Annotated in this window: 22 protein-coding genes; 15 read left to right on the top strand and 7 right to left on the bottom strand. The window is 47.5% G+C overall.

Annotated features, from left to right (window positions below):
* Nucleotides 1-36 precede the first annotated feature (36 nt).
* The 4 genes from MKA69_RS01520 to MKA69_RS01505 all read right to left on the bottom strand — a co-directional run bounded on the left by MKA69_RS01520 (nt 37) and on the right by MKA69_RS01505 (nt 4,138).
* Entirely contained in the window at nt 37-1,098 is a 1,062-nt protein-coding gene (locus MKA69_RS01520; protein WP_304572494.1) for a succinylglutamate desuccinylase/aspartoacylase family protein, read from the bottom strand.
* Entirely contained in the window at nt 1,085-1,990 is a 906-nt protein-coding gene (rimK, locus tag MKA69_RS01515; RefSeq protein WP_000689987.1) for a 30S ribosomal protein S6--L-glutamate ligase, read from the bottom strand. The genes MKA69_RS01520 and rimK overlap by 14 nt, the downstream gene beginning before the upstream one ends.
* Nucleotides 1,987-2,430 (bottom strand): ATP-dependent zinc protease, encoded by a 444-nt coding sequence (locus tag MKA69_RS01510; RefSeq protein WP_000660268.1) that lies wholly within the window; start codon nt 2,428-2,430, stop codon nt 1,987-1,989. Before MKA69_RS01510 ends, rimK begins: the two co-directional genes overlap by 4 nt.
* A gap of 235 nt (nt 2,431-2,665) precedes the next feature.
* Nucleotides 2,666-4,138: an aminoacyl-histidine dipeptidase gene (locus tag MKA69_RS01505; protein WP_305847393.1), complete on the bottom strand. Its 1,473-nt coding sequence runs from the start codon at nt 4,136-4,138 to the stop codon at nt 2,666-2,668.
* Between the two features lie 78 nt (nt 4,139-4,216).
* On the opposite strand from MKA69_RS01505, the gene MKA69_RS01500 reads away from it, so the two are divergent.
* The 15 genes from MKA69_RS01500 (at nt 4,217) to pgpA (ending at nt 17,330) form a co-directional block, all read left to right on the top strand.
* Entirely contained in the window at nt 4,217-4,375 is a 159-nt protein-coding gene (locus tag MKA69_RS01500) for a hypothetical protein (protein ID WP_176465995.1), read from the top strand.
* Between the two features lie 641 nt (nt 4,376-5,016).
* Complete coding sequence (locus MKA69_RS01495) at nt 5,017-6,309, top strand: NCS2 family permease (RefSeq protein ID WP_000890420.1); 1,293 nt, start codon at nt 5,017-5,019, stop codon at nt 6,307-6,309.
* A gap of 37 nt (nt 6,310-6,346) precedes the next feature.
* Nucleotides 6,347-6,811, top strand: a complete 465-nt coding sequence (gene gpt / locus MKA69_RS01490) for a xanthine phosphoribosyltransferase (RefSeq protein WP_000037415.1) — start codon at nt 6,347-6,349, stop codon at nt 6,809-6,811.
* Between the two features lie 96 nt (nt 6,812-6,907).
* Complete coding sequence (gene frsA / locus MKA69_RS01485) at nt 6,908-8,155, top strand: esterase FrsA (protein WP_055035010.1); 1,248 nt, start codon at nt 6,908-6,910, stop codon at nt 8,153-8,155.
* A 146-nt stretch (nt 8,156-8,301) separates the two neighbouring features.
* On the top strand, nt 8,302-8,691 hold the full coding sequence (crl, locus tag MKA69_RS01480) for a sigma factor-binding protein Crl (protein ID WP_001293327.1): 390 nt from the start codon (nt 8,302-8,304) through the stop codon (nt 8,689-8,691).
* Between the two features lie 120 nt (nt 8,692-8,811).
* A complete protein-coding gene (gene proB / locus MKA69_RS01475) occupies nt 8,812-9,945 on the top strand; it encodes a glutamate 5-kinase (RefSeq protein ID WP_000210569.1) in 1,134 nt (377 codons plus the stop codon).
* Between the two features lie 11 nt (nt 9,946-9,956).
* Nucleotides 9,957-11,207: a glutamate-5-semialdehyde dehydrogenase gene (locus MKA69_RS01470; RefSeq protein ID WP_305848215.1), complete on the top strand. Its 1,251-nt coding sequence runs from the start codon at nt 9,957-9,959 to the stop codon at nt 11,205-11,207.
* Nucleotides 11,208-11,307: 100 nt separating this feature from the next.
* The gene (nrdR, locus tag MKA69_RS01465; protein WP_305847391.1) at nt 11,308-11,757 is read left to right on the top strand and encodes a transcriptional regulator NrdR; all 450 of its coding nucleotides are present in this window, start codon (nt 11,308-11,310) and stop codon (nt 11,755-11,757) included.
* Nucleotides 11,758-11,769: 12 nt separating this feature from the next.
* Nucleotides 11,770-12,873 carry a bifunctional diaminohydroxyphosphoribosylaminopyrimidine deaminase/5-amino-6-(5-phosphoribosylamino)uracil reductase RibD gene (gene ribD / locus MKA69_RS01460; RefSeq protein ID WP_305847390.1) on the top strand — a complete coding sequence of 368 codons (1,104 nt, stop codon included), beginning with the start codon at nt 11,770-11,772 and terminating at the stop codon, nt 12,871-12,873.
* A 4-nt stretch (nt 12,874-12,877) separates the two neighbouring features.
* Nucleotides 12,878-13,531 carry a riboflavin synthase gene (locus MKA69_RS01455; RefSeq protein WP_305847389.1) on the top strand — a complete coding sequence of 218 codons (654 nt, stop codon included), beginning with the start codon at nt 12,878-12,880 and terminating at the stop codon, nt 13,529-13,531.
* A gap of 39 nt (nt 13,532-13,570) precedes the next feature.
* Nucleotides 13,571-14,680, top strand: coding sequence for a bifunctional 3,4-dihydroxy-2-butanone-4-phosphate synthase/GTP cyclohydrolase II (ribBA, locus tag MKA69_RS01450; RefSeq protein WP_305847388.1), 1,110 nt, complete (start codon nt 13,571-13,573; stop codon nt 14,678-14,680).
* Nucleotides 14,681-14,820: 140 nt separating this feature from the next.
* A complete protein-coding gene (gene ribE, locus MKA69_RS01445) occupies nt 14,821-15,291 on the top strand; it encodes a 6,7-dimethyl-8-ribityllumazine synthase (protein WP_000864130.1) in 471 nt (156 codons plus the stop codon).
* The gene (gene nusB / locus MKA69_RS01440) at nt 15,291-15,761 is read left to right on the top strand and encodes a transcription antitermination factor NusB (protein ID WP_000501297.1); all 471 of its coding nucleotides are present in this window, start codon (nt 15,291-15,293) and stop codon (nt 15,759-15,761) included. The genes ribE and nusB overlap by 1 nt, the downstream gene beginning before the upstream one ends.
* A 91-nt stretch (nt 15,762-15,852) precedes the next feature.
* Nucleotides 15,853-16,827, top strand: coding sequence for a thiamine-phosphate kinase (gene thiL, locus MKA69_RS01435; protein ID WP_055029166.1), 975 nt, complete (start codon nt 15,853-15,855; stop codon nt 16,825-16,827).
* Entirely contained in the window at nt 16,824-17,330 is a 507-nt protein-coding gene (gene pgpA, locus MKA69_RS01430; protein WP_095469687.1) for a phosphatidylglycerophosphatase A, read from the top strand. Before thiL ends, pgpA begins: the two co-directional genes overlap by 4 nt.
* Nucleotides 17,331-17,361: 31 nt before the next feature.
* Here pgpA and MKA69_RS01425 read toward each other — a convergent pair whose 3' ends face one another.
* The 3 genes from MKA69_RS01425 to map all read right to left on the bottom strand — a co-directional run bounded on the left by MKA69_RS01425 (nt 17,362) and on the right by map (nt 21,517).
* Complete coding sequence (locus MKA69_RS01425) at nt 17,362-17,745, bottom strand: DUF3461 family protein (protein WP_000483923.1); 384 nt, start codon at nt 17,743-17,745, stop codon at nt 17,362-17,364.
* Nucleotides 17,746-17,939: 194 nt separating this feature from the next.
* Nucleotides 17,940-20,570 (bottom strand): bifunctional uridylyltransferase/uridylyl-removing protein GlnD, encoded by a 2,631-nt coding sequence (glnD, locus tag MKA69_RS01420; RefSeq protein ID WP_000966838.1) that lies wholly within the window; start codon nt 20,568-20,570, stop codon nt 17,940-17,942.
* A gap of 104 nt (nt 20,571-20,674) precedes the next feature.
* On the bottom strand, nt 20,675-21,517 hold the full coding sequence (map, locus tag MKA69_RS01415; protein ID WP_000023304.1) for a type I methionyl aminopeptidase: 843 nt from the start codon (nt 21,515-21,517) through the stop codon (nt 20,675-20,677).
* Nucleotides 21,518-21,829: the final 312 nt, after the last annotated feature.

The following is a 21,829-nucleotide window of genomic DNA, read 5'->3' as shown; positions in this document are numbered from 1 at the left end:
CAAAGCCCTCGTCATGAGGGCTTTTCGATCGGCCATTTATTGAGTCACGATATGGCCTGTGGTGAGCGGTTCTACATCGGCTTCAGTTAACTCTTCAATAAATTCTTCGACTACTTGTTCAACAATATCATCATCTTGATCAAAGTAAGCAAGGTGGAATACGGCATCACCTTCATTGACTAATGGTAGGGTTTGCTGACCGATCACGATCCCCCCTTTATTGGCGAGGATCTCCACTTCCAGCTTACCAAGTGGTGAGTTGATGTAGGCGAGTATTTGCCCCTTTTCGACCTTATCCCCCAGAGATACCAGAGTGCGTAGAATGCCATCGGCTTCCGCACGCAGCCAGCTTGTGGATTTAGCAATGATCGAGGCTGGTGTTTTTTTGCGGCTGGCTCTGAGCATACCAATCGCCTGCATGACCCGCTTAATACCGATAATTCCAGCGTTAATTGCAATCGGGTCAAAACGCAGCGCTTCACCCGCTTCATAGGTTAATACAGGGATTTGCTGTTTTTCGGCTTCGCTACGTAGCGAGCCATCTCGTAAGGGCGAATCAATGATCACTGGAGTGGCAAACGCTTGTGCAATGCGTAGAGTTTCGCTGTTACTCAGATCCGCACGAATTTGCGGTAGGTTGGTGCGGTGAATTGCTCCGGTATGCAGATCGAGAATGTAATCACAACGCTCGGCGACTTGAGAGAAAAAAGTATGTGCCATGCGTGAAGCAAGGGAGCCTTTTTCACTGCCGGGAAAGCAGCGGTTTAAATCACGACGGTCGGGTAAATAACGGGATTTATGAATAAAACCGAACACGTTAACAATTGGAACGGCGATGAGTGTGCCTTTGAGTTTTTTCTCATCGAGAGTGTTGAGCAGTTGGCGAATAATTTCTACGCCATTGAGCTCATCCCCATGAATGGCGGCGTTGATCATCAACACTGGGCCGGGAGCCGAACCATGGAGCACTTCGATTGGAATGGAAAGAGGGGAGTCGGTATACAGTTTTGCGGCTTCGAGTTCGATAACTCGTCGGGAAGAGGGGGAAATTGTTTCCCCCAAAAATGAAAATGCGCTGTGCTTTTTAGCCTTTGCCACGAGTTTTTGTCCTTTTACTGGCTGCGTTTTTCTCAATGAATTCGACAATCATTCCTGCGATGTCCTTGCCGGTTGCCGCTTCAATGCCTTCCAATCCGGGCGAAGAGTTCACTTCCATCACCAGTGGACCGCGAGCGGAACGGAGCAAATCAACACCTGCGACATTCAAGCCCATGATTTTTGCAGCGTCAATCGCAGTTTTGCGCTCTTGTGGGGTAATTTTAACCAGTGATGCCGTGCCGCCACGATGCAGGTTAGATCGAAACTCGCCATCGGCACCTTGGCGCTTCATTGCGGCAATCACTTTATCACCAATCACGAAACAGCGAATATCCGCACCGCCGGCTTCTTTAATGTACTCTTGGACCATGATGTTGGCTTTGAGTCCCATAAAGGCTTCAATCACGCTTTCCGCCGCGGTACGAGTTTCGGCGAGAACGACACCGATCCCTTGTGTGCCTTCCAGTAGTTTGATCACCACCGGTGCACCACCGACCATGTCGAGCAAGTCTTTCACATCATCAGGTTTGCTGGCGAAACCAGTGATCGGCATGCCGATCCCTTTACGTGATAGTAATTGCATTGAGCGCAGTTTGTCGCGTGAGCGAGTAATCGCGACCGATTCATTCGCAGGATAAACCCCCATCATTTCGAATTGGCGTAATACCGCAGTGCCATAAAAGGTCACGGAAGCCCCGATCCGAGGAATGATGGCATCAAAACCCGCTAGTTCTTCACCTTTGTAATGAATCTCCGGCTTTTCGGAGTTGATATTCATGTAGCAGCGCAAGGCATCAATCACACGAACTTCATGGCCACGCTGTTTGCACGCTTCTATCAAACGCTTGGTCGAATACAGCGAAGCGTTACGCGACAGAATACCAATTTTCATTTACTCGGCTCCTCGAAAGGGATTAAAAACGATTTAGTTGGATCAACGATGATTCGGTGATGCATGGCGGTACGTCCTAATAACATACGAAATGCCATATTTTCTCGATTGGTCAACGTGATCTCAATTGGCCAGATTTGGCCTCCAAAGCTAAGTTCCGATCGAATGACGTAGCGCTTTTCTTCGTGGCCACCGGAATCACGAACCACTCGTTCGTCCACTACCGCAGCTTCACATTCATTCACTAGCTCGTCATTCTTTTGCATCGGGTGAATCCAAAAACGAACCCACGGAGCTCCTTCCTTAGTGAAGCTCTCTACCTTGAACGCGTGCAAGCAAGACGTTCGGGCTCCGGTATCGATTTTCGCTTTAATGCGCTCAATACCTAACCCTGGAAGGCTGAGTTCCTCACGCCATCCGACAATCATTTTTTCTTTCATCGCAATTTCATTAGTTTGAGAATTTCAGATACCGCTAAGGACAAGCAGCACCCTCGAAACAACCTGCGTTTGGCAAGTCGTCGCTTGAAGAGAGTTTGGTGAATAACTCTGGGAACTTCAAGGGGGCGAACTCTAGCAGCCAACCTTAAATTCAAGCTAATGAATTAAATTTTCCTTTTCGACAAAAAAAATTGATACAAAAAAGCCGAGTGATTTCACTCGGCTTTTTATCGCATTAGGCTTTCACAGGGATGTTCGCTAATAATGCGACCATTTGTTGCCAGTAAAGATCTACGGTATCAATTTTTACTTTTTCATCAGGTGAATGCGGGAACTTGATGGTTGGACCAAACGAAACCATATCCATATTAGGATAAGGTTTTTTAAACAACCCACATTCAAGGCCTGCATGGATCACCATGATGTTCGGTTTGTGGCCGTAAATACCTTCATACATATCACGGAAAATATGCATGATTTCGGAATCGGCATCCGGTTTCCAGCCTGGGTACGCGCCAGAAAGCTCAAGCTCGGCACCTGCCAGCTCAGCGACCGATTGCAACATACCTTCCACTTGCTGGCGACCCGAATCCATCAACGAGCGGATAAGACACAACACTTTGATTTGCGAAGCTTCGGTCGTGATCACGCCTACGTTTAGTGAGGTTTCCACGACACCAGCGATGTCATCACTCATGCGGATCACGCCATTGGGGCAAGCGTTGAGCGCGGCAATAAAACGTTGCTGTGTACCAGATGTCAGCATTTGAGCGTTGATCTCTTTGGTATCAAGGAAAGTCACCAGACTGGTTTCAACCTTACCCAACTCCGCTTTGAGTAAGTCAGTATAATGGTTAAACAGTGTTTCTAATTCGGCGACTCGGCTTTCTGGCAGTGCCACCGTCACAAACGCTTCACGTGGAATAGCGTTACGCAGGCTACCGCCACGAAATTCGATTAAACGAAGTTCTAACTCCTTGGCATGTCCCGCTAAGAAGCGTGCCATCAGTTTGTTCGCGTTACCGCGGCCAGTGTGAATATCACAACCCGAATGGCCGCCTTTCAAGCCTTTCAAGGTCAGTTGACGACCCACATAGCCAGCAGGAACTGCTTCACGTTCAATAGGGAAAGCAAACTCGGCATTCACGCCACCAGCGCAACCCATGTAAACTTCGCCCTCTTGCTCAGAGTCGGTATTGAGCAGAATGTCGCCCTCCAGCCAACCCTCTTTGAGGCCAAAAGCGCCGGTCATGCCCGCTTCTTCATCAATAGTCAGCAGAACTTCAATTGGACCATGTTGGATCTCTTTGGAGGCCAGTACTGCTAGGCAAGAAGCCATGCCGATACCATTATCCGCGCCAAGCGTAGTGCCCTGAGCGGTAACCCATTCACCATCAATATAAGGCTGGATCGGATCTTTGGTGAAATCATGCACTGTGTCTTCATTTTTTTGCGGCACCATATCAATGTGTGCTTGAAGTACCACACCTTTACGATTTTCCATGCCTGGTGTCGCTGGCTTTTTAATAAAGACGTTGCCTGTTTCATCACGACGTACAGCGAAACCTTGTTCCTTTGCCCAACCAATGATGTATTGAGCTAACGCCTCTTCATGTTTTGAAGGGTGTGGAATGGAACAGATGGTCGCAAAAAAAGGCCAAATAGGATTTGACGATAACTTACTGATTTCGGTTTGGAACTCAGACACAGATGACTCCTTACTGTAGGTTTTCCCATTTATTCTCTTAGCCAAGTTCGTTCATGGTAGAGAATTTACCTATAACAGGTGGGTACTTTCGCTGCACAGCATATCACCGAGCTAGGCGGTGGTGTAGGTCAAAAAGTGCTAGGAATGTGGGTTTTACGTTTTTGGTATTATGCCGCTGAACAGCGCAAAGCCTCTTGGTTGGCTAATGCAATGCATCGCTATGCACTTTTGGTGTAATTTAACTTTATAAAACTGTAATTTAATTACTTCATTATGCTGATGGAGATCAAATAAAATGATTTTTGTGATTTTAATCACCATTTTTATTGTAATTAAATTTCTTAGTGGTATATTTGTGTACAACTTCGCTAGCGAAGAAAAAACGCTCAAAGGATGAGTCCGATTTATCGCCTCCATGGAACCGAGAAATCAAGTAAACAGTTTTTGATTTTAATGGTGATAGTTATGAATAAAGGTTTATCGTCTGTAATGTTCTGGAATCAACACGCTGTGTATACCGGTAACTTTGCATACCCTCGTAGCTTCGGCTACTAATACGCAAATTTTTTGCGTCTCGAACAAGTTTTGTTCACCCCTAAATTAGAATTTATTGGCAACCAAATTTGGTTGATATGATTCACCGCCATCTCAGTTGAGGTGGCGTTTTTTTTGCGCTATACAGAGATAACTGTCGATGTTGATCGCAACATTTTGTTTGTGAAGCTCAATTTTCCTTCCTAGCCCTCGGCCTTTTCCTCGTTTGCTTAGAAAACCAGCGTGCAGTCAGAATTGTGTCTGGAATTTGTTATTTGATAACTCTATAATCGCCGCCAATCGTTTACGCAACCGTTTACTTTTTATCTTTAAAGGATTCGAACATGCTGGAAAAGCTTTTTAAACTCAGTGAATATCGCACTAACGTGCGTACTGAGATCCTCGCTGGGGTCACCACTTTCCTGACCATGGCTTACATTATTTTTGTTAACCCAGCGATTTTGTCGGATGCTGGCATGGATCGCGGAGCTGTGTTTGTCGCGACCTGTTTGGCTGCAGCGATTGGCTGTTTTATCATGGGTTTTATCGCCAACTATCCGATCGCCCAAGCACCAGGTATGGGGCTTAACGCCTTCTTTACTTACGGTGTGGTTCTGGGCATGGGGCATACATGGCAAGTGGCACTGGCCGCTGTGTTTTGCTCTGGTGTGCTGTTTATCCTACTCAGCCTGTTCAAAATTCGTGAATGGATCATCAATTCGATTCCGCATTCTTTACGTACCGGCATCTCAGCGGGTATTGGCTTATTTTTGGCTTTCATCGCATTAAAAAATGCGGGTATCGTCGTCGATAACCCAGCGACACTGGTTTCACTCGGTGCGATCACCTCATTGCATGCGGTATTGGGCGCGGTAGGTTTCTTCCTGACGATTGGCTTGGTATACCGTGGCGTAAAAGGTGCGGTGATGATTGCCATTTTAGCGGTGACAGGCCTTGGCTTAGTTTTCGGTGATGTACAGTGGGGCGGTGTGATGTCAGCGCCACCAAGCATTGCGCCGACGTTCTTGCAACTGGATTTCTCTTCAGTCTTTGAATTGGGGATGATTTCAGTGGTGTTTGCTTTCCTATTTGTTGACTTGTTTGATACCGCAGGCACTTTGGTGGGCGTAGCGACAAAAGCAGATTTGATTGAAAAAGATGGCAAAATTCCTCGCCTAAATCGCGCACTGTTAGCGGATTCTACCGCGACTTCCGTTGGGGCATTGCTGGGTACTTCAAATACTACCTCGTACATCGAAAGTGTTTCCGGTGTCGCGGTAGGTGGACGTACGGGGTTAACCGCTGTGGTGGTTGGCATTTTGTTCCTTCTTGCATTATTCTTCTCGCCACTAGCGGGTATGATCCCAGCTTATGCAACAGCGGGTGCACTTTTCTATGTAGCTATTCTGATGATGTCAGGTTTAGTGAGCATTGATTGGCGTGACCTGACTGAAGCGGCACCCACTGTTGTCACCTGTTTGATGATGCCTCTGACATTCTCAATTGCCGAAGGTATCTCACTGGGTTTCATTGCTTATGCGGCGATCAAACTCTTCAGTGGTAAAGGACGCAGCGTCTCCCTCAGTGTATGGGTGATGGCAGCCATTTTTGTCATCAAATACATTTTGGCAGCGTAAGAGAAGAAATTATAAAAATTCAATTTAGGTTTATCACATGAGCAAAAAATTCGTTATCACCTGGGACAATATGCAGCATTACTGCCGTGAACTTGCACAGCGTCAAATGCCTGCAGAACAATGGAAAGGTATCTTGGGTGTCAGCCGTGGTGGCTTAGTTCCAGCTGCAATTCTCGCTCGTGAATTGGGTATTCGTTATGTAGATACTGTGTGTATCTCTAGCTATGACCATGATCACCAGCGTGATATGACAGTATTAAAAGCACCTGAGCATGACGGGGAAGGTTTCCTGATCATTGATGATCTCGTGGATAGCGGTGATACCGCGCGTAAAATTCGCGAAATGTATCCAAAAGCTAAATTTGTCACTGTGTGTGCTAAGCCTGCTGGTAAAGACTTGGTTGATGAATATGTAGTTGATATTCCACAAGACACTTGGATTGAACAGCCATGGGATATGGTTCTGTCCTATGTTGAGCCAGTCAATCGTAAGCAAAAGTAGTCTTTTTGCATAGAATTTGAAAATGACCCTTTCAAGGGTCATTTTTTTTTACTACTGTTAGGCCAACTTAGCGTAATGCCAGCATAGAGACTTGCCATGTCAGAAGCGATCAGCAAAAACCTGTCTGAGACCCTATTCCAAAACCATAAACAAGCCAAAGAAACGTCTTCGCTTACTCAATACATGCCAAGCAGTTTAGAGCTGTTAGATGCGCGTCGTGAGCAATCGTCCTCCGCTTGGTATCGTAACTTACGTCGTTTGCAATGGGTGTGGCAGGGGATTAATCCGGTTGAACAGGAAGAAGTGCTCGCGCGGATTGCGTCATCCACTCATTCGCGTACTCATGATGAATGGTTAGATACTGTAATGGGCTACCGCAGTGGTAACTGGACTTACGAGTGGACACGTGTTGGCATGCTGCATCAAAAGCAAGCGGCTGAACGTCAAGGCGAAGAGGCGGCTGATGAAATGTTCACTGCTGCACTGTGTTATAGCATCGCAGGTTATCCGCACCTTAAAAATGATAATTTGGCCTTACAAGCGCAAGTTCTGGCCAATAACGCCTATCAAGAGGGCGCTAAGCTCACCGGTTTTGTGGTTAAGCGTTTAGAATTTTCTTACCAAAACAAAAAAGTAGCAGGCTATCTGCACTTGTGTAATACGGATTCGCCTAAGCCTGTGGTGTTGGTCAGTGCGGGGTTAGACAGCCTACAAACCGATATGTGGCGTCTGTTTCGCGATTATTTAGCTAAGCGAGACATCGCTATGCTGACGATTGATATGCCATCACTTGGAGCGAGCTCGCAATGGCCGCTGACGGAAGACTCGTCCTGCCTGCATCAAGCCGTACTGAATCAGTTGGCCGATCTGCCTTGGGTCGACCATTTCCGTGTCGGGCTAATCGGTTTTCGTTTTGGTGGTAACTCAATGGCCCGCCTTGCTTTTCTCGAATCGGACAAAATAAAAGCCTGTGTTGCGTTAGGGGCTCCGATCCACGATATTTTTACCTCGCCGAACAAATTAGCGGGTATGCCGAAAATGTATCTTGATGTTCTGGCATCACGCTTAGGGAAAAACGTAGTCGATGTGCGCAGCTTAGCGGGGCAATTGATGGCGTGGTCGCTGAAAGTACAGGGGTTCATGTCTGGCCGTAGAACTAAAACGCCGATCTTGGCACTCGGGTTAGAAGGGGATCCGGTATCACCTTATTCAGACAATCAACTTGTGGCACTGTTTAGTCATGGTGGACAAGCAAAGAAAGTAAAAAGTAAAACCATTTCACAGGGATATGAGCAATCCCTCGATTTGGCAATAAACTGGCTAGAAGATGAACTTTGCAAGTGACATTTTCATAAAAGTCATCAAGATTAAACATTAAGTGGCGAATGTTTGTTCGTCCAATAATTAAATTTTCCCAATGACTTGGTGTTGCCACGCCAAGTTGCTAGGGGATGAAAATGGCTCTTGATTGCTGCTTATGGAGATGAACTATGTCAGAGATGACCAAAACCCCCACCCACTACCGTCTACTTTCAACGTTGAAAGCTATTGGCCCCTATTTACGGGAAGGGCAGTGTAGTGAGCAAGTCTATTTATTTGATTGTCTCGCCTCGTGTGTTAACGATAAAAAATCCCCTGAAAAACGAGAGTTTTGGGGCTGGTGGATGGTATTGACCCACCACGAGCAGGAAATGTCTGCGTGTTACCATATTGGCCGCTATACGCTCTCAGGAGATTGGATAGCGGAAGACATTCCCGAAGCGGCACAAAACGAAGTGAAGCACACTCAGGCTGAATTTCACAAAAAGTTGGAGAAAACGTTACGCGAACGTTTCGAAATGACCTTAGCTGTTGCTAGCGAGTCAGCCGATTTTGCTTAATTGACCCAGTTCAATCGTTAACCTAAAGAAAAAGGTGCTTTTGCACCTTTTTCTGCTTGTGCAATGCAGTGCGGATTGCTAAAACATCGTCTCTTAAAGTTTTTCTCGACAGAAGCAATCATGACTACAAATCAACGAAGCGCAAAGGCTCCACAAACGGTTGTTGTGAAGCTGGGAACCAGTGTTCTGACCGGTGGTACTCTTGCGCTGGATCGAGCTCATATGGTTGAGCTTGCACGCCAGTGTGCAGAACTGAAAAAACAAGGTCACTCAGTAGTGATCGTGACTTCGGGTGCCATTGCGGCAGGCCGTGAGCACTTAGGTTACCCTGCGCTGCCCAACGCGATCTCCAGCAAGCAACTGCTGGCCGCTGTTGGGCAAAGTCGTTTGATTCAAGTATGGGAATCGCTGTTTGCGATTTACGGCATCAAAATTGGTCAGATGCTGCTAACACGTGCCGATCTTGATGATCGTGAACGTTTCCTTAATGCGCGTGACACCATCAATGCTTTGGTTGAAAACGGTATTGTGCCTGTGGTCAACGAAAACGATGCGGTGGCGACCAACGAAATCAAAGTCGGTGACAACGACAATCTATCGGCATTGGTCGGGATTTTGTGTGGCGCGGATAAGCTGCTGCTACTGACCGATCAAAAAGGCTTGTTCACGGCCGACCCGCGTAAAGATCCCAATGCTCAACTGATCAAAGAAGTGACCACTATTGATGACACACTACGCAAAATTGCCGGTGGCAGTGGTACTACACTCGGTACCGGTGGCATGGCGACCAAACTGCAAGCGGCAGATATTGCACGCCGTGCTGGGATTGAAGTCATCATTGCGGCAGGTCGTGCGCCCAATGTGATTTTTGATTCGTTGAGCGAGGAGCCACAAGGTACGCGTTTCTTAGCCTTGGAAGAAGCCTTAGAAAACCGTAAACGGTGGATTTTAGCGGGACCTGCGGCTTCTGGTGACATTGTGATTGATGATGGTGCGGTGAAAGCCGTATTCAACAAAGGCAGTAGCTTGTTAGCCAAAGGCGTTATACGCGTACAAGGCCATTTCAATCGTGGTGAAGTGGTACGTGTTCTGGACAAACAAAACCACTTGGTTGCGCGTGGCATTTCAGCCTATGCCCATGATGCGTTAGCCGAAATTGCGGGTAAGCACAGTAAAGAGATCATCGATATTTTAGGTTACGATCACGGCTCAGAAGTGATCCACCGCGACGACATGGTCGTGATTCAAGAATAAAGGAGAGAATGATGGATTTAACCGTACTCGGTAAAGCGGCCAAAGCGGCCTCTTTTCAACTGGCAACGGCCAGTACCGCGCAAAAAAATCAGGCTCTCGCGATTATGGCCGAGCAGTTGGAAGCGCAAAGCGCGAGTATTCTCGCCGCGAATGATAAAGATATTGCGCTCGGACGCGAGGCGGGTTTGTCTGACGCCATGTTGGATCGTCTGCTGCTCAATGAGGCTCGCTTACAAGCGATCGCCAATGATGTGCGTAACGTGATCAAGTTAAACGATCCGGTGGGCAGCGAAATCGATAGCCGCGTATTGGAAAACGGCATGTCGCTGGCGCGTCGTCGCGTACCACTTGGTGTGGTGGGCGTGATTTATGAAGCTCGCCCGAACGTCACCATTGATATTGCTGCACTGTGTTTAAAAACTGGTAATGCTGCGATTTTGCGTGGTGGTAAAGAGACCTTTTTCTCTAACATGGAACTGGTCAAAGTGATCCAGTCGGCGTTGGATAAAGCTGGTTTGCCTGCAGCTTCCGTACAGTACATTGAAAAGCCGGATCGAGAATTGGTCACTCAACTACTGAAAATGGACGATTATGTCGACATGATCATCCCACGTGGCGGTGCGGGCCTGCACAAAATGTGCAAAGAAAACAGCACTGTGCCTGTGATCATTGGCGGTTTTGGCATTAGCCATATTTTCGTGGATGAAAGTGCCGATCTGGATAAATCCGTTGCCGTGATTGAAAATGCCAAAGTGCAACGCCCTTCAGCGTGTAATGCATTGGATACTTTATTGGTGCACCAAGCGATTGCCAAACCGTTACTGGAAAAATTGGTCGCAGAACTGAATGGCAAAGTGACGTTTGTGGCGGAACCAAAAGCCAAGGCGTTAATGAGTTCAGCGACTGAGCTGCGTGATGCGCAAGACGGAGATTTTGATACTGAATGGCTCAGTTACACCTTAGGGGTGAAAGTGGTACAAGACGTGCAAGAAGCCATTGATCACATGCGTGAACACAATGCGAGCCACTCTGATGCGATCATGACCAACGATCTCTACAATGCTGAACTGTTTGTGAATACCGCCGGTTCTGCAGCGGTGTATGTCAACGCTTCAACTCGTTTTACCGACGGTGCGCAGTTTGGTTTGGGCGCAGAAGTAGCGGTCTCCACGCAAAAACTGCACGCGCGTGGTCCTATGGGGCTGGAAGAACTCACCAGTTACAAATGGGTTGGTAAGGCTAATTACCTGTCTCGCAGCTAAAAAATCTCAGTAAGATGTGATGTAAAGGGGCTTCATGCCCCTTTTTCTTTGGCTCTCAACAGCACATCGGCTACACTGATTGCCTTGTTATGGAGGTAATATGCATTGTCCTTTCTGTTCTGAAAACGATACCAAAGTGATCGATTCACGTCTGGTGGCTGACGGACATCAAGTACGCCGTCGTCGTCAGTGTCTAGGTTGTAATGAGCGCTTTACCACTTTTGAAAGTGCGGAATTAGTGATGCCGCGTGTGATTAAATCGAACGGTAATCGCGAGCCATTTGATGAAGAGAAAATGATTGGCGGTCTGCAACGTGCTTTAGAAAAACGCCCAGTAAGCTCCGATGCGATTGAACTGGCGATCAGCACCATCAAATCCAAGTTGCGCGCCACGGGTGAGCGCGAAGTGCCAAGCAAATTGATTGGTAATTTGGTGATGGAGCAATTAAAAGTGCTGGATAAAGTGGCCTATATTCGCTTTGCTTCCGTATATCGTAGCTTTGAAGATGTCCGTGAGTTTGGTGAAGAGATCGCCAAGCTACAGGATTAATGCACAGCGACTATGCCTATGTTTACCTCTTTTGATCATCAAATGATGTCCCGCGCGATTGAGCTTGCTCGGCGCGGACGTTTTACCACTTCCCCTAATCCCAACGTTGGCTGCGTGATGACACGCGGTGAGCAGATTGTGGGTGAAGGCTTCCATTTTCGAGCAGGCGAGCCACATGCTGAAGTGCATGCGATGCGCCAAGCGGGCGAGCTCGCTCGCGGCGCTACTGCCTACGTTACGTTAGAGCCTTGTTCTCACTACGGCCGCACACCTCCTTGCGCCGAGGGACTCATCAAGGCTGGCGTGGCAAAAGTGATTTGCGCGATGCAAGATCCCAATCCGCAAGTGGCTGGTCGTGGTGTACAAATGTTGCGTGATGCTGGCATTGAGGTTGAAGTAGGGTTGCTTGAAGCCGATGCGCGAGCGCTGAACCGCGGTTTCCTGAAACGGATGGAAACGGGCATGCCTTATGTGCAGCTTAAAATGGCGGCAAGTCTTGATGGCCAAACAGCGCTTGCTAACGGGAAAAGTCAGTGGATCACCTCTTCCGCAGCACGTAAAGATGTGCAGCGGTTTCGCGCGCAAGCCAGCGCGATTCTTTCCACCAGTCAAACTGTGCTGGCTGATAACGCCTCTCTGGCGGTACGTTGGCACGATTTACCACCATCGGTACAGGCGCAATACGCACAAGCGGATTTGCGCCAGCCACTGCGGGTGATTTTGGATCGCCAACATCAATTGCATCCAGAGTTAGCGTTATACCAAACACCTTCACCCGTGCTGCGAGTTGCCAGCGAGAATGCCGAACTCTGTATCTCTGCTGAGAACGGAAAGCTTGATTTGCGTGAGCTTTTGGCACTACTCGCTCAGCAACACAATGTGAATCAACTCTGGGTAGAGGCGGGGAGCCAACTGGCTCAATCTTTGATTGAGCAAAAGTTGGTGGATGAAATCATTCTCTATTTAGCGCCGAAACTGATGGGCAGTGATGGCCGTGGTTTATTTGGCGCGCTCGGTTTGACGGAAATGGTTGAGGCCATTGAACTCAAAATAGAAGATTGTCGAATGGTGGGGGCAGATTTGCGGATCATCGCCACCCCAAAAACAAAAGATTAGCATTATGTTTACAGGTATTGTTGAAGCGGTTGGCAAGCTGACCGCTATTATCCCTAAAGGCAGCGACGTCACCATCAGTGTAGATGTGGGTAAGCTGGACATGGCCGATGTTAAACTCGGTGACAGTATCGCGACCAATGGCGTCTGTTTAACTGTTGTGGCCTTTGATGCGCGCAGTTTCAGCGCGGATTTGTCGATGGAAACCTTGAAGAAATCTGGCTTTGCTCAGTATCAGGTTGGTGATCGCGTCAACCTGGAGAAAGCGATGCTACCCACTACCCGTTTTGGTGGCCACATTGTTTCTGGGCATGTGGATGGTGTAGGCGAAATCGTTGAGCGTATTCCTGTTGGTCGTGCGGTAGAACTGTGGGTCAACATGCCTGCGGATCTGAGCAAATACGTCGCGGAGAAAGGCTCAATTACCGTCGATGGGATCAGTTTGACGGTGAATGATTTACGCAAAAATGCCTTCAAACTGACCATTGTTCCTCATACCAGTGCAGAAACCACAATGGATGAGTTCCAAGTGGGGCGTCGAGTGAATCTGGAAGTGGATGTGTTAGCGCGTTACATGGAGCGCTTGCTCCAAGGAAGCAAAGAGAGCGAGCCTCAGTCACGATTGACGATGGATTTTCTGCAGCAAAACGGCTTCGCTTAATGGCTCGCCACGAATACGAATAACGATAGGACTGAGATCATGCCAATTAGTACCCCACAAGAAATTATTGAAGATATTCGTCAGGGCAAAATGGTCATCCTGATGGACGATGAAGATCGTGAGAATGAAGGTGATTTGATCATGGCGGCGGAGCACATTACGCCAGCAGCAATTAACTTCATGGCGACTCATGGTCGCGGCCTTATCTGTTTAACCATGACCAAAGATCGTTGCCGCCGTTTGGGCTTAAATCCTATGGTGCAAGACAATAATGCGCAGTACACCACCAACTTCACCGTCTCGATTGAAGCCGCTGAAGGGGTAACTACTGGCATTTCGGCGGCGGATCGCGCACGTACGGTGCAAGCGGCGGTAGCCAAAGAGGCGAAAGCCTCCGATTTGGTTCAGCCGGGGCATATTTTCCCGCTTGCCGCGCAAGAAGGTGGGGTGCTGACGCGTGCAGGCCACACTGAAGCGGGTTGTGATTTGGCACGATTGGCCGGTTTTGAGCCAGCTTCGGTGATTGTGGAAATTCTGAACGATGATGGCACGATGGCGCGTCGTCCGGATTTGGAAGTGTTCGCTGAAAAACACGGTTTAAAGCTCGGCACGATTGCTGACTTGATTGAATACCGTAACCACACCGAAACTACGATTGAGCGTGTGGCGCAATGCAAATTGCCGACCGAATACGGTGAGTTTGAACTGGTGACTTACCGTGACATCATCGATAAGCAAATTCACTTCGCACTACGCAAAGGGGATGTCACTACATCGCCCACTTTGGTGCGTGTTCATCTGCAAGATACCTTTACCGATTTGCTACACAGTGACCGTACCGCCGAGCGTAGTTGGACGCTGACTACCGCCATGCAGCGTATTGGTCAAGAAGGTGGGGTATTGGTGATTCTTGGCAATGAAGAGTCAAGCGATCTGCTCCTGCACCGCGTGAAAATGTTTGAGCTGCAAGATAAAGGTGAAGCACCGGCAATGGCGAAAAAGCAAGGCACTTCGCGCCGTGTGGGTGTGGGTTCACAAATCCTTGCCGATCTTGGGGTTAAGGAGATGCGTTTGCTCTCTTCGCCGAACAAAAAATACCACGCATTGGGCGGTTTTGGCCTCAATGTGGTCGAATACGTCTGTGAATAATCACAGCAAATTGCCGGTTTGCCGCGTGTTACCTTGAAGGTGGGGCGCGGCTTTTAGCCCAAATTTCTGTTAGATATTGCTCACAAAATTGTGCTAGAATCCGGCGATTCTCACTTGATGAACAGAGTTAAAGGAAAGCTATGAAAGTGATCGAGGGTGGTTTCCCAGCACCAAATGCGAAAATTGCGATTGTGATTTCTCGTTTCAACAGTTTTATCAATGAAAGTTTACTGTCTGGTGCCATCGATACTCTTAAGCGTCACGGTCAGATCAGTGATGACAACATTACTGTTGTTCGTTGCCCTGGTGCAGTTGAGTTGCCTCTGGTAGCCCAACGTGTTGCAAAAACAGGCGACTACGATGCGATTGTCTCACTGGGTTGTGTGATCCGTGGTGGTACACCGCACTTTGACTATGTTTGCAGTGAAATGAATAAAGGTCTGGCACAAGTGTCTCTGGAATTTAGCATTCCAGTCGCATTCGGTGTGCTGACTGTTGATACTATCGATCAAGCTATTGAACGCGCAGGAACCAAGGCTGGTAATAAGGGTGCTGAAGCAGCACTGAGCGCACTTGAGATGATTAACGTTCTTTCTGAAATTGATTCCTAATGGGGGCCAGTGTGAAACCAGCCGCACGTCGTAATGCACGTCAATTTGCGCTACAAGCAATTTATTCATGGCAAATTACTAAAGAGAATGTTGCGACTATTGAAGAGCAATTTCTAACCAGCGGTAAATACGATGAAGAAGAACATCGTGCCGCTGAGCCAGCTCTTGCTGCTCCTGAAACCGATGTTTCTTATTTCCGTGACCTGTTAGCCGGTGTGGTTTTGAACCATACTGAACTAGACAGCAAACTGCGTCCTTTCGTTTCTCGTCCAATGCAAGATCTGGACATGATGGAACTGGCGCTGCTGCGTTTGGCCATGTACGAAATGACGCGTCGTGAAGACGTACCATACAAAGTCGTGATTAACGAGGCGATTGAGTTGGCAAAAGTGTTTGCCGCTGAAGATAGCCATAAATTCGTTAACGGTGTACTGGATAAAGCCGCACCGCACGTACGTAAGAAAGCGTAACCCGTTTTCCACTAGAAGGTCAGCAGTTGCTGACCTTTTTTCTTAATAAGCTGCTGCTTGCGTTGGCTTAATTAACCAAAGAGTCTGGATGATGTTTGGTGAATTTAATTTAATCGATAAATACTTTTCTAACCGACAACCACAGCGTAAAGACGTGCATTTAGCGTTGGGTGATGATTGTGCGATTGTCAAAGTTCCTGAAAACTCACGTGTGGCGATCAGCACGGATACTCTCGTTGCCGGCACCCATTTCCTTCCTGAAGCCAATCCGGCTTGGGTCGCACATAAAGCCTTAGCGTCGAACATCAGTGATTTGGCGGCGATGGGTGCAACACCTGCTTGGGTTTCTCTTGCGCTGACCCTGCCTGAAATCGATGAGACGTGGTTAAAACCTTTCTGCGATGCCTTTTTCGAGTTAGCCAATTACTACAATGTACAGCTGATTGGCGGTGATACCACCAAAGGCCCACTCAGTATCACGTTAACCGTGCAGGGTTTTTTGCCTAAAGAGCAAGCGATGTTGCGCAGTGGGGCAAAAGTGGGCGATTGGCTGTATGTCACAGGCGATCTTGGTGATAGCCAAGCGGGACTGGATGTGATTTTACACCCTGAAAAGCGTCAACTTCCGTTTGCGGATATTCTCGAACAGCGTCATTACCTTTCAACACCGCGGATTGTGGCCGGACAAGCCTTAGTCCATTTGGCTTCATCGGCGATCGATATTTCTGATGGCTTGATTGCGGATTTGCAACACATCTTGCGTCGCTCCAATGTTGGAGCGAGTATTGATGTCAGCTTGCTGCCTCTTTCAAAAGAACTCTTACAGTTCGTTGATAGTGTTACCAGCGCGCAGCAGTATGCTTTGACGAGCGGGGAAGAGTACGAACTCTGTTTCACCATTCCAGAAGAGAATCGTGGATCGTTGGAAAATGCCTTGGCTCATTGTGGTACCAAAGTCACTTGTATTGGTCAGATTCGTCCTGCTGGTACGTTTGAGCTGCATAATCAAGGTAAAAAGTTGGATTGGCAATTGGCAGGGTATGATCATTTCAAGGTGAAGGCATGAGCGATCCGCGCAGCAAAATTTCATTACGTAATCCTTGGCACTTACTGGCCACGGGCTTTGGCAGTGGTTTATCTCCCGTGGTACCCGGCACGATGGGTACGTTAGCATCGGTACCATTTTATCTGTTACTCGCTCAACTGCCTTTCATGCTCTATATCGCAGTGATTGTGATAGCCAGCGTGATAGGGATTAAAATCTGCCAAGTGACCTCGGATGATATGCAGGTGCATGATCATGGTTCGATCGTATGGGATGAGTTTGCTGGATTTTGGATCACCATGTTGATTGTGCCGTTATACCAATTATCGGTTTTCGATTGGAAATGGCTCGCCACGGGTTTTGTGCTGTTTCGCTTTTTCGACATGGTGAAGCCTTGGCCCATCAGTTGGTTGGATAAACGCGTACATGGCGGTTTCGGCATCATGATTGATGATTTAGTGGCAGGGGTGATGGCGGCGATCAGCTTAGCGGCCGTCGGTCACTGGCTCGGTTGGAGTCTTTAGTAAGCAGGTTCCCTGAAGGGAACCTGACTGGCTAATTGAGTTTTTCTAAATCCGCTTCAATTTCTGCAATTTTACTGGCGACAACTTTTTCTAAGTGACGTAAATCATTAAGAATTTTCTGTTTTACGTCCACTTCACCCATCACTTCAGGTTTAGTGATCTTATTCAGCTCATCAATCACCAGCGTCAAATTACGATTAATTTCAGTCACTTCTTTGTATTGATGACTGCCACTGTCCACCAAAACATTTTTGATTTGTCTTGGGTACTTAAACTTAACGCTTTTTGCGAACAGTTCGCCTTTTTGCTTTTTGAAGTAGATTTTTAACACGTCTTTATGCGCTTCTTGGCGCAGCGAATAACGTTCAATTTGCGTAGGTTCATTAATACCCAAGCCGACGAGATGGGGAAACATAGGCAACCTCTTAGTCAAAATAACCTGTTTACCATCACTGAGCACAAGCATATGTTTGTCAAACTCGTAATGGACTCTATTCACTGTAGCAGTAGGTTGATGTGCCTGACAGTTCAATAGGTTAAGTTGTGCTCAAGATCCCACCTGATCTCGTCAGGCATGTAAAGCTCAATCGCCCGCTGTTCGACACGATGCTATTGAGCACTAGGTGCAAGTTGAGAGACATTTTCGATCAATTTCTCGCGCAGTAACTGCTCTTCATCTTCATTGAGGCGAGCACCTTGTGAATTGGTCAGAATAAATAAATCCTCTGCCCTTTCCCCAATCGTGGTGATTTTTGCTGCATGTAAGTCGAGATTGAGTTCTGCAAATGTTGCACCGACAGTGGCGAGTAAACCTGGTGTATCGAGGGCAACCAATTCCATTAAAGTGCGCTTTTTACTCTTGGTCGGTAGAAAGTCCACCTGTGTTTTGACCTTAAAATGTTGCAAGTTACGCGGAATGCGCCGCGCTTTTAACGTGGTCGGGCGGCCATCTTCTAACACATGCACGAGATGGCGAATGAGGGCTTGATGACGATCTTCTTCAATCGCTTGACCGTTTTGATCGAGTACCATAAAGGTATCAAGTACGTACCCATCCTTACTCGCCATGATCTGTGCATCGTGTACGTTGAGGTTGCGCCGGTCGAGTTCGGCAACCACGGTCGCGAACAGCGCGGCTTGATCTTTGGTATACACAAAGACTTCAGTCCCCCCACGGGTGGCTTTTTTGCTAAGGAGCACTAAGGGTTTGCTGCTGTCTTCATGGCGCAGTAAATGGGTGCAGTGCCAAGCGATCTGTTTATGGGTATGGCGTAGGAAGTAGTCGGCTTTAAAGCGTTGCCACAGCACTTCAATTTCTCGGCTAGTGAAGCCTTCTTTGCGCAATAGTGCAGAAGCCATTTGCTGGTTGTGGCGAATCCGCTCACGAATATCAACCGGATTTTCTAAGCCGCGGCGTAAAGCCCGTTGTGTAGAGTAAAACAGCTCCGCCAGTAGCGTACGTTTCCAACTGTTCCAAAGTTCAGGGTTGGTGGCACAGATGTCTGCGACAGTGAGGCACACTAAGTATTCCAAGCGCTCCTCATCACGTACTTTTTTGGCAAATTCGATGATCACATCTGGGTCATAAATATCACGCCGCTGCGCGGTGACCGACATCAGCAAATGATTTTTAACCAACCACGCGACGAGTTTAGCTTCTGGCTTAGATAAGCCATGTTCAATACAGAAATCAAAGGCTTCATCAGCCCCGATTTCGGAGTGATCGCCTCCTCGGCCTTTTCCGATGTCATGGAAAATAGCGGCGAGAATTAATAGCTCTTTTTTCTGGATTTTAGGATAAATTTCACAGCAGATAGGGTGTCTTTCGTGATTTTTTATATCGCTAAAGAGATGGATGTGCTTGAGCAAACGAACACTGTGTTCATCGACAGTGTACACGTGGAATAAGTCGAACTGCATCTGGCCGACAATTTGATGCCATTGTGGTAGATAAGCGGCCAATACGCCGAGTTTATGCATTTGGCTAAAGGCTTTATGTAATGCATTGGGATGACGCACCAGTTCGATAAATTTCTCTCGCGCTGCGGGAATGGTGTGCAGGAATTTATTTAAACGACGGCGAGCGGTACGCAATTGGCGCATGGTCGCAGGCGCTACCGATTCGATGGTGGAATCGTTCGCCATATGCAAAAACATATCCAGAATGGTTTCTGGGCGCGCTTGAAATAGGGCTGGTTTACGCGCCTCAATCATGTTTCCGCGGCGCTGAAAATCTTCATCGATAATGATTGCATCTTCTTCTTCCCCGTTATTGAGAATGGCTTTATCGAAGATTTTTAGCAGCATTTTGTTCAGTTCTGCCACGCGACGTAACGTGCGAAAGAACTCTTTCATCATCATTTCTACGCCACGATTACCTTCACCAAAATAGCCCAGATGACGAGCAACTTGAACTTGATGAGCAAAGGTGAGACGGTTGTCGTAACGTTTTAGCTCAATATGCAGCGCAAAACGTACGCGCCACAGAAAATCTTGGCACTCAACCAATTCACGGTATTCAGCATCAGTGAGAAAGCCAAAGCGGCTCATTTCATACAAGGAGGTTGCCCCGAAATGGCGACGAGCAACCCAGCTTAGGGTATGAATATCGCGCAACCCGCCGGGCGTTGATTTAATATCGGGTTCTAAATTGTAGGTAGTGTCGTGATAACGGGCGTGACGCTCTTTTTGTTCTTGCACTTTGGCCTGATAGAACACTTCACTGGGCCAAAACGATTCAGAATGAATCACCATTTTTAAGTGATGGAACGTCTCTTCACACCCACAAAGTAAACGCGCTTCTTGTAAGTTAGTTGCGACGGTTAAGTCGGCCTTACCGATTTCAGCACACTGTTCAACCGTACGAACCGCATGACCAATCTCTAATTTTAAATCCCATAATAGAGTTAAAAATTGGCTGATCTTGCTCGCGACTTGATCACTGAGCGGCTGCTGAGAAAGCACCAATAAGTCAATGTCAGAAAGGGGGTGCAGCTCACCGCGACCATAACCACCGACTGCAACTAAACTCACTTCGAGCAGTTCATCAAACCCAAAAGATTGCCATAGGCGATGCAGCAACAAATCCATGTATTCTGAGCGGCCTAAGACCAAATCTGTCACAGGGTGGTGATCGAAAAACTCCTGTTTCTGATATTCCGTAAAACTTTCCAGTTGTTGCTTTAAACTCTCAACGGTCAGTTGTGATTCTTGAAGTGTAAGGGGCGATTGATACAGCATAGCGCGTCCATGCAAGCGTTAACACGAATAGAGCCAATCTAGCAGATGGCAGCAGATAAAAAAATATCCCTGACTGGCAGGGATATTTTTCAGCGTTGAAGAGCTTAAGCGTTGTTAAGCAAACGCGGCAGTGTTTCATCTTTACGCAGGGTTAAGATCTCGCAGCCAGTGGCCGTAACGAGAATAGTGTGTTCCCATTGCGCAGATTTTTTACCGTCGGCGGTGTAAACCGTCCAACTGTCTTCATCATCAAGGCGGCAGCCAAATTTACCGGCGTTGATCATCGGCTCGATGGTGAAAATCATCCCTTCACGCAACACGGTGCGATCACTGTTTTTGTAGTGCACCACTTGCGGCTCTTCATGGAACTCAGCACCAATGCCGTGACCACAGTAATCACGCACGATAGAAAACTTAAAGCGTGGATTATTTTTGTTGTTGGTCTTGATGTGTTTTTCAATCGTGCTACCAATTTCGCCAAGTTGCACGCCTGGTTTAACTTGTTTTAGAGCCAAGTACAGACATTCTTGTGCCACATGACACAGGCGCTTGTCTTCGAGTGACACCTCACCAATCATGAACATTTTTGATGTATCGCCGTGGTAACCGTCTTTGATCACCGTAATGTCAATATTGAGGATGTCGCCGTCACGCAGTACCGCAGGACGCTGCAGTTGGCCAAAGTAAGAATCTTCACTGGCTGGAATACCATGACAGACAATATGGTTGATCGACGTACAAATCGATTTTGGAAAACCGTGATAATTCAGTGGTGCCGGAATCGCGCCTTGAACCTCAGTAATGTACTTATGACATATCTGATCCAGCTCTTCAGTGGTCACGCCTGCTTTCACATGAGGTTCAATCATTTCTAGAACTTCAGCGGCTAAGCGGCCCGCAACGCGCATTTTTTCAATTTCTACGGCATTCTTGATTTTTATAGACATCGGCTTTCTCTACTGACTTGTGAGCACACAAGGTGCTAGTAGCGCTATTGTAACAATGGACAGATGAAGCGCAAGAAAACAGTCAGTCTTGAGCTAGAAACGATGGGGAATTGGCTCATCGCAGATCGACTTCCGACGAATTTTTTCTAGCCACACAGGGGCAAAATATGGTATAAAGCGCGCCGGAATCCGGGTCCTTGTTCTCCTTGTCGGCGAAAAGGATTGGGAACCGCAAACCTAATTGTTTAAATCACACACATTCCGACACGTGTTCCGGGGTGCTCCAATTGAGGAGTCGGATATACGGGGAAT

This window comes from Vibrio sp. AH4, from assembly GCF_030710545.1.
In the GTDB taxonomy this organism is placed as follows: domain Bacteria; phylum Pseudomonadota; class Gammaproteobacteria; order Enterobacterales; family Vibrionaceae; genus Vibrio; species Vibrio metoecus.
Note: the sequence above shows the minus strand (reverse complement) of the source record. Positions and strands in the feature narration are given on the sequence as shown.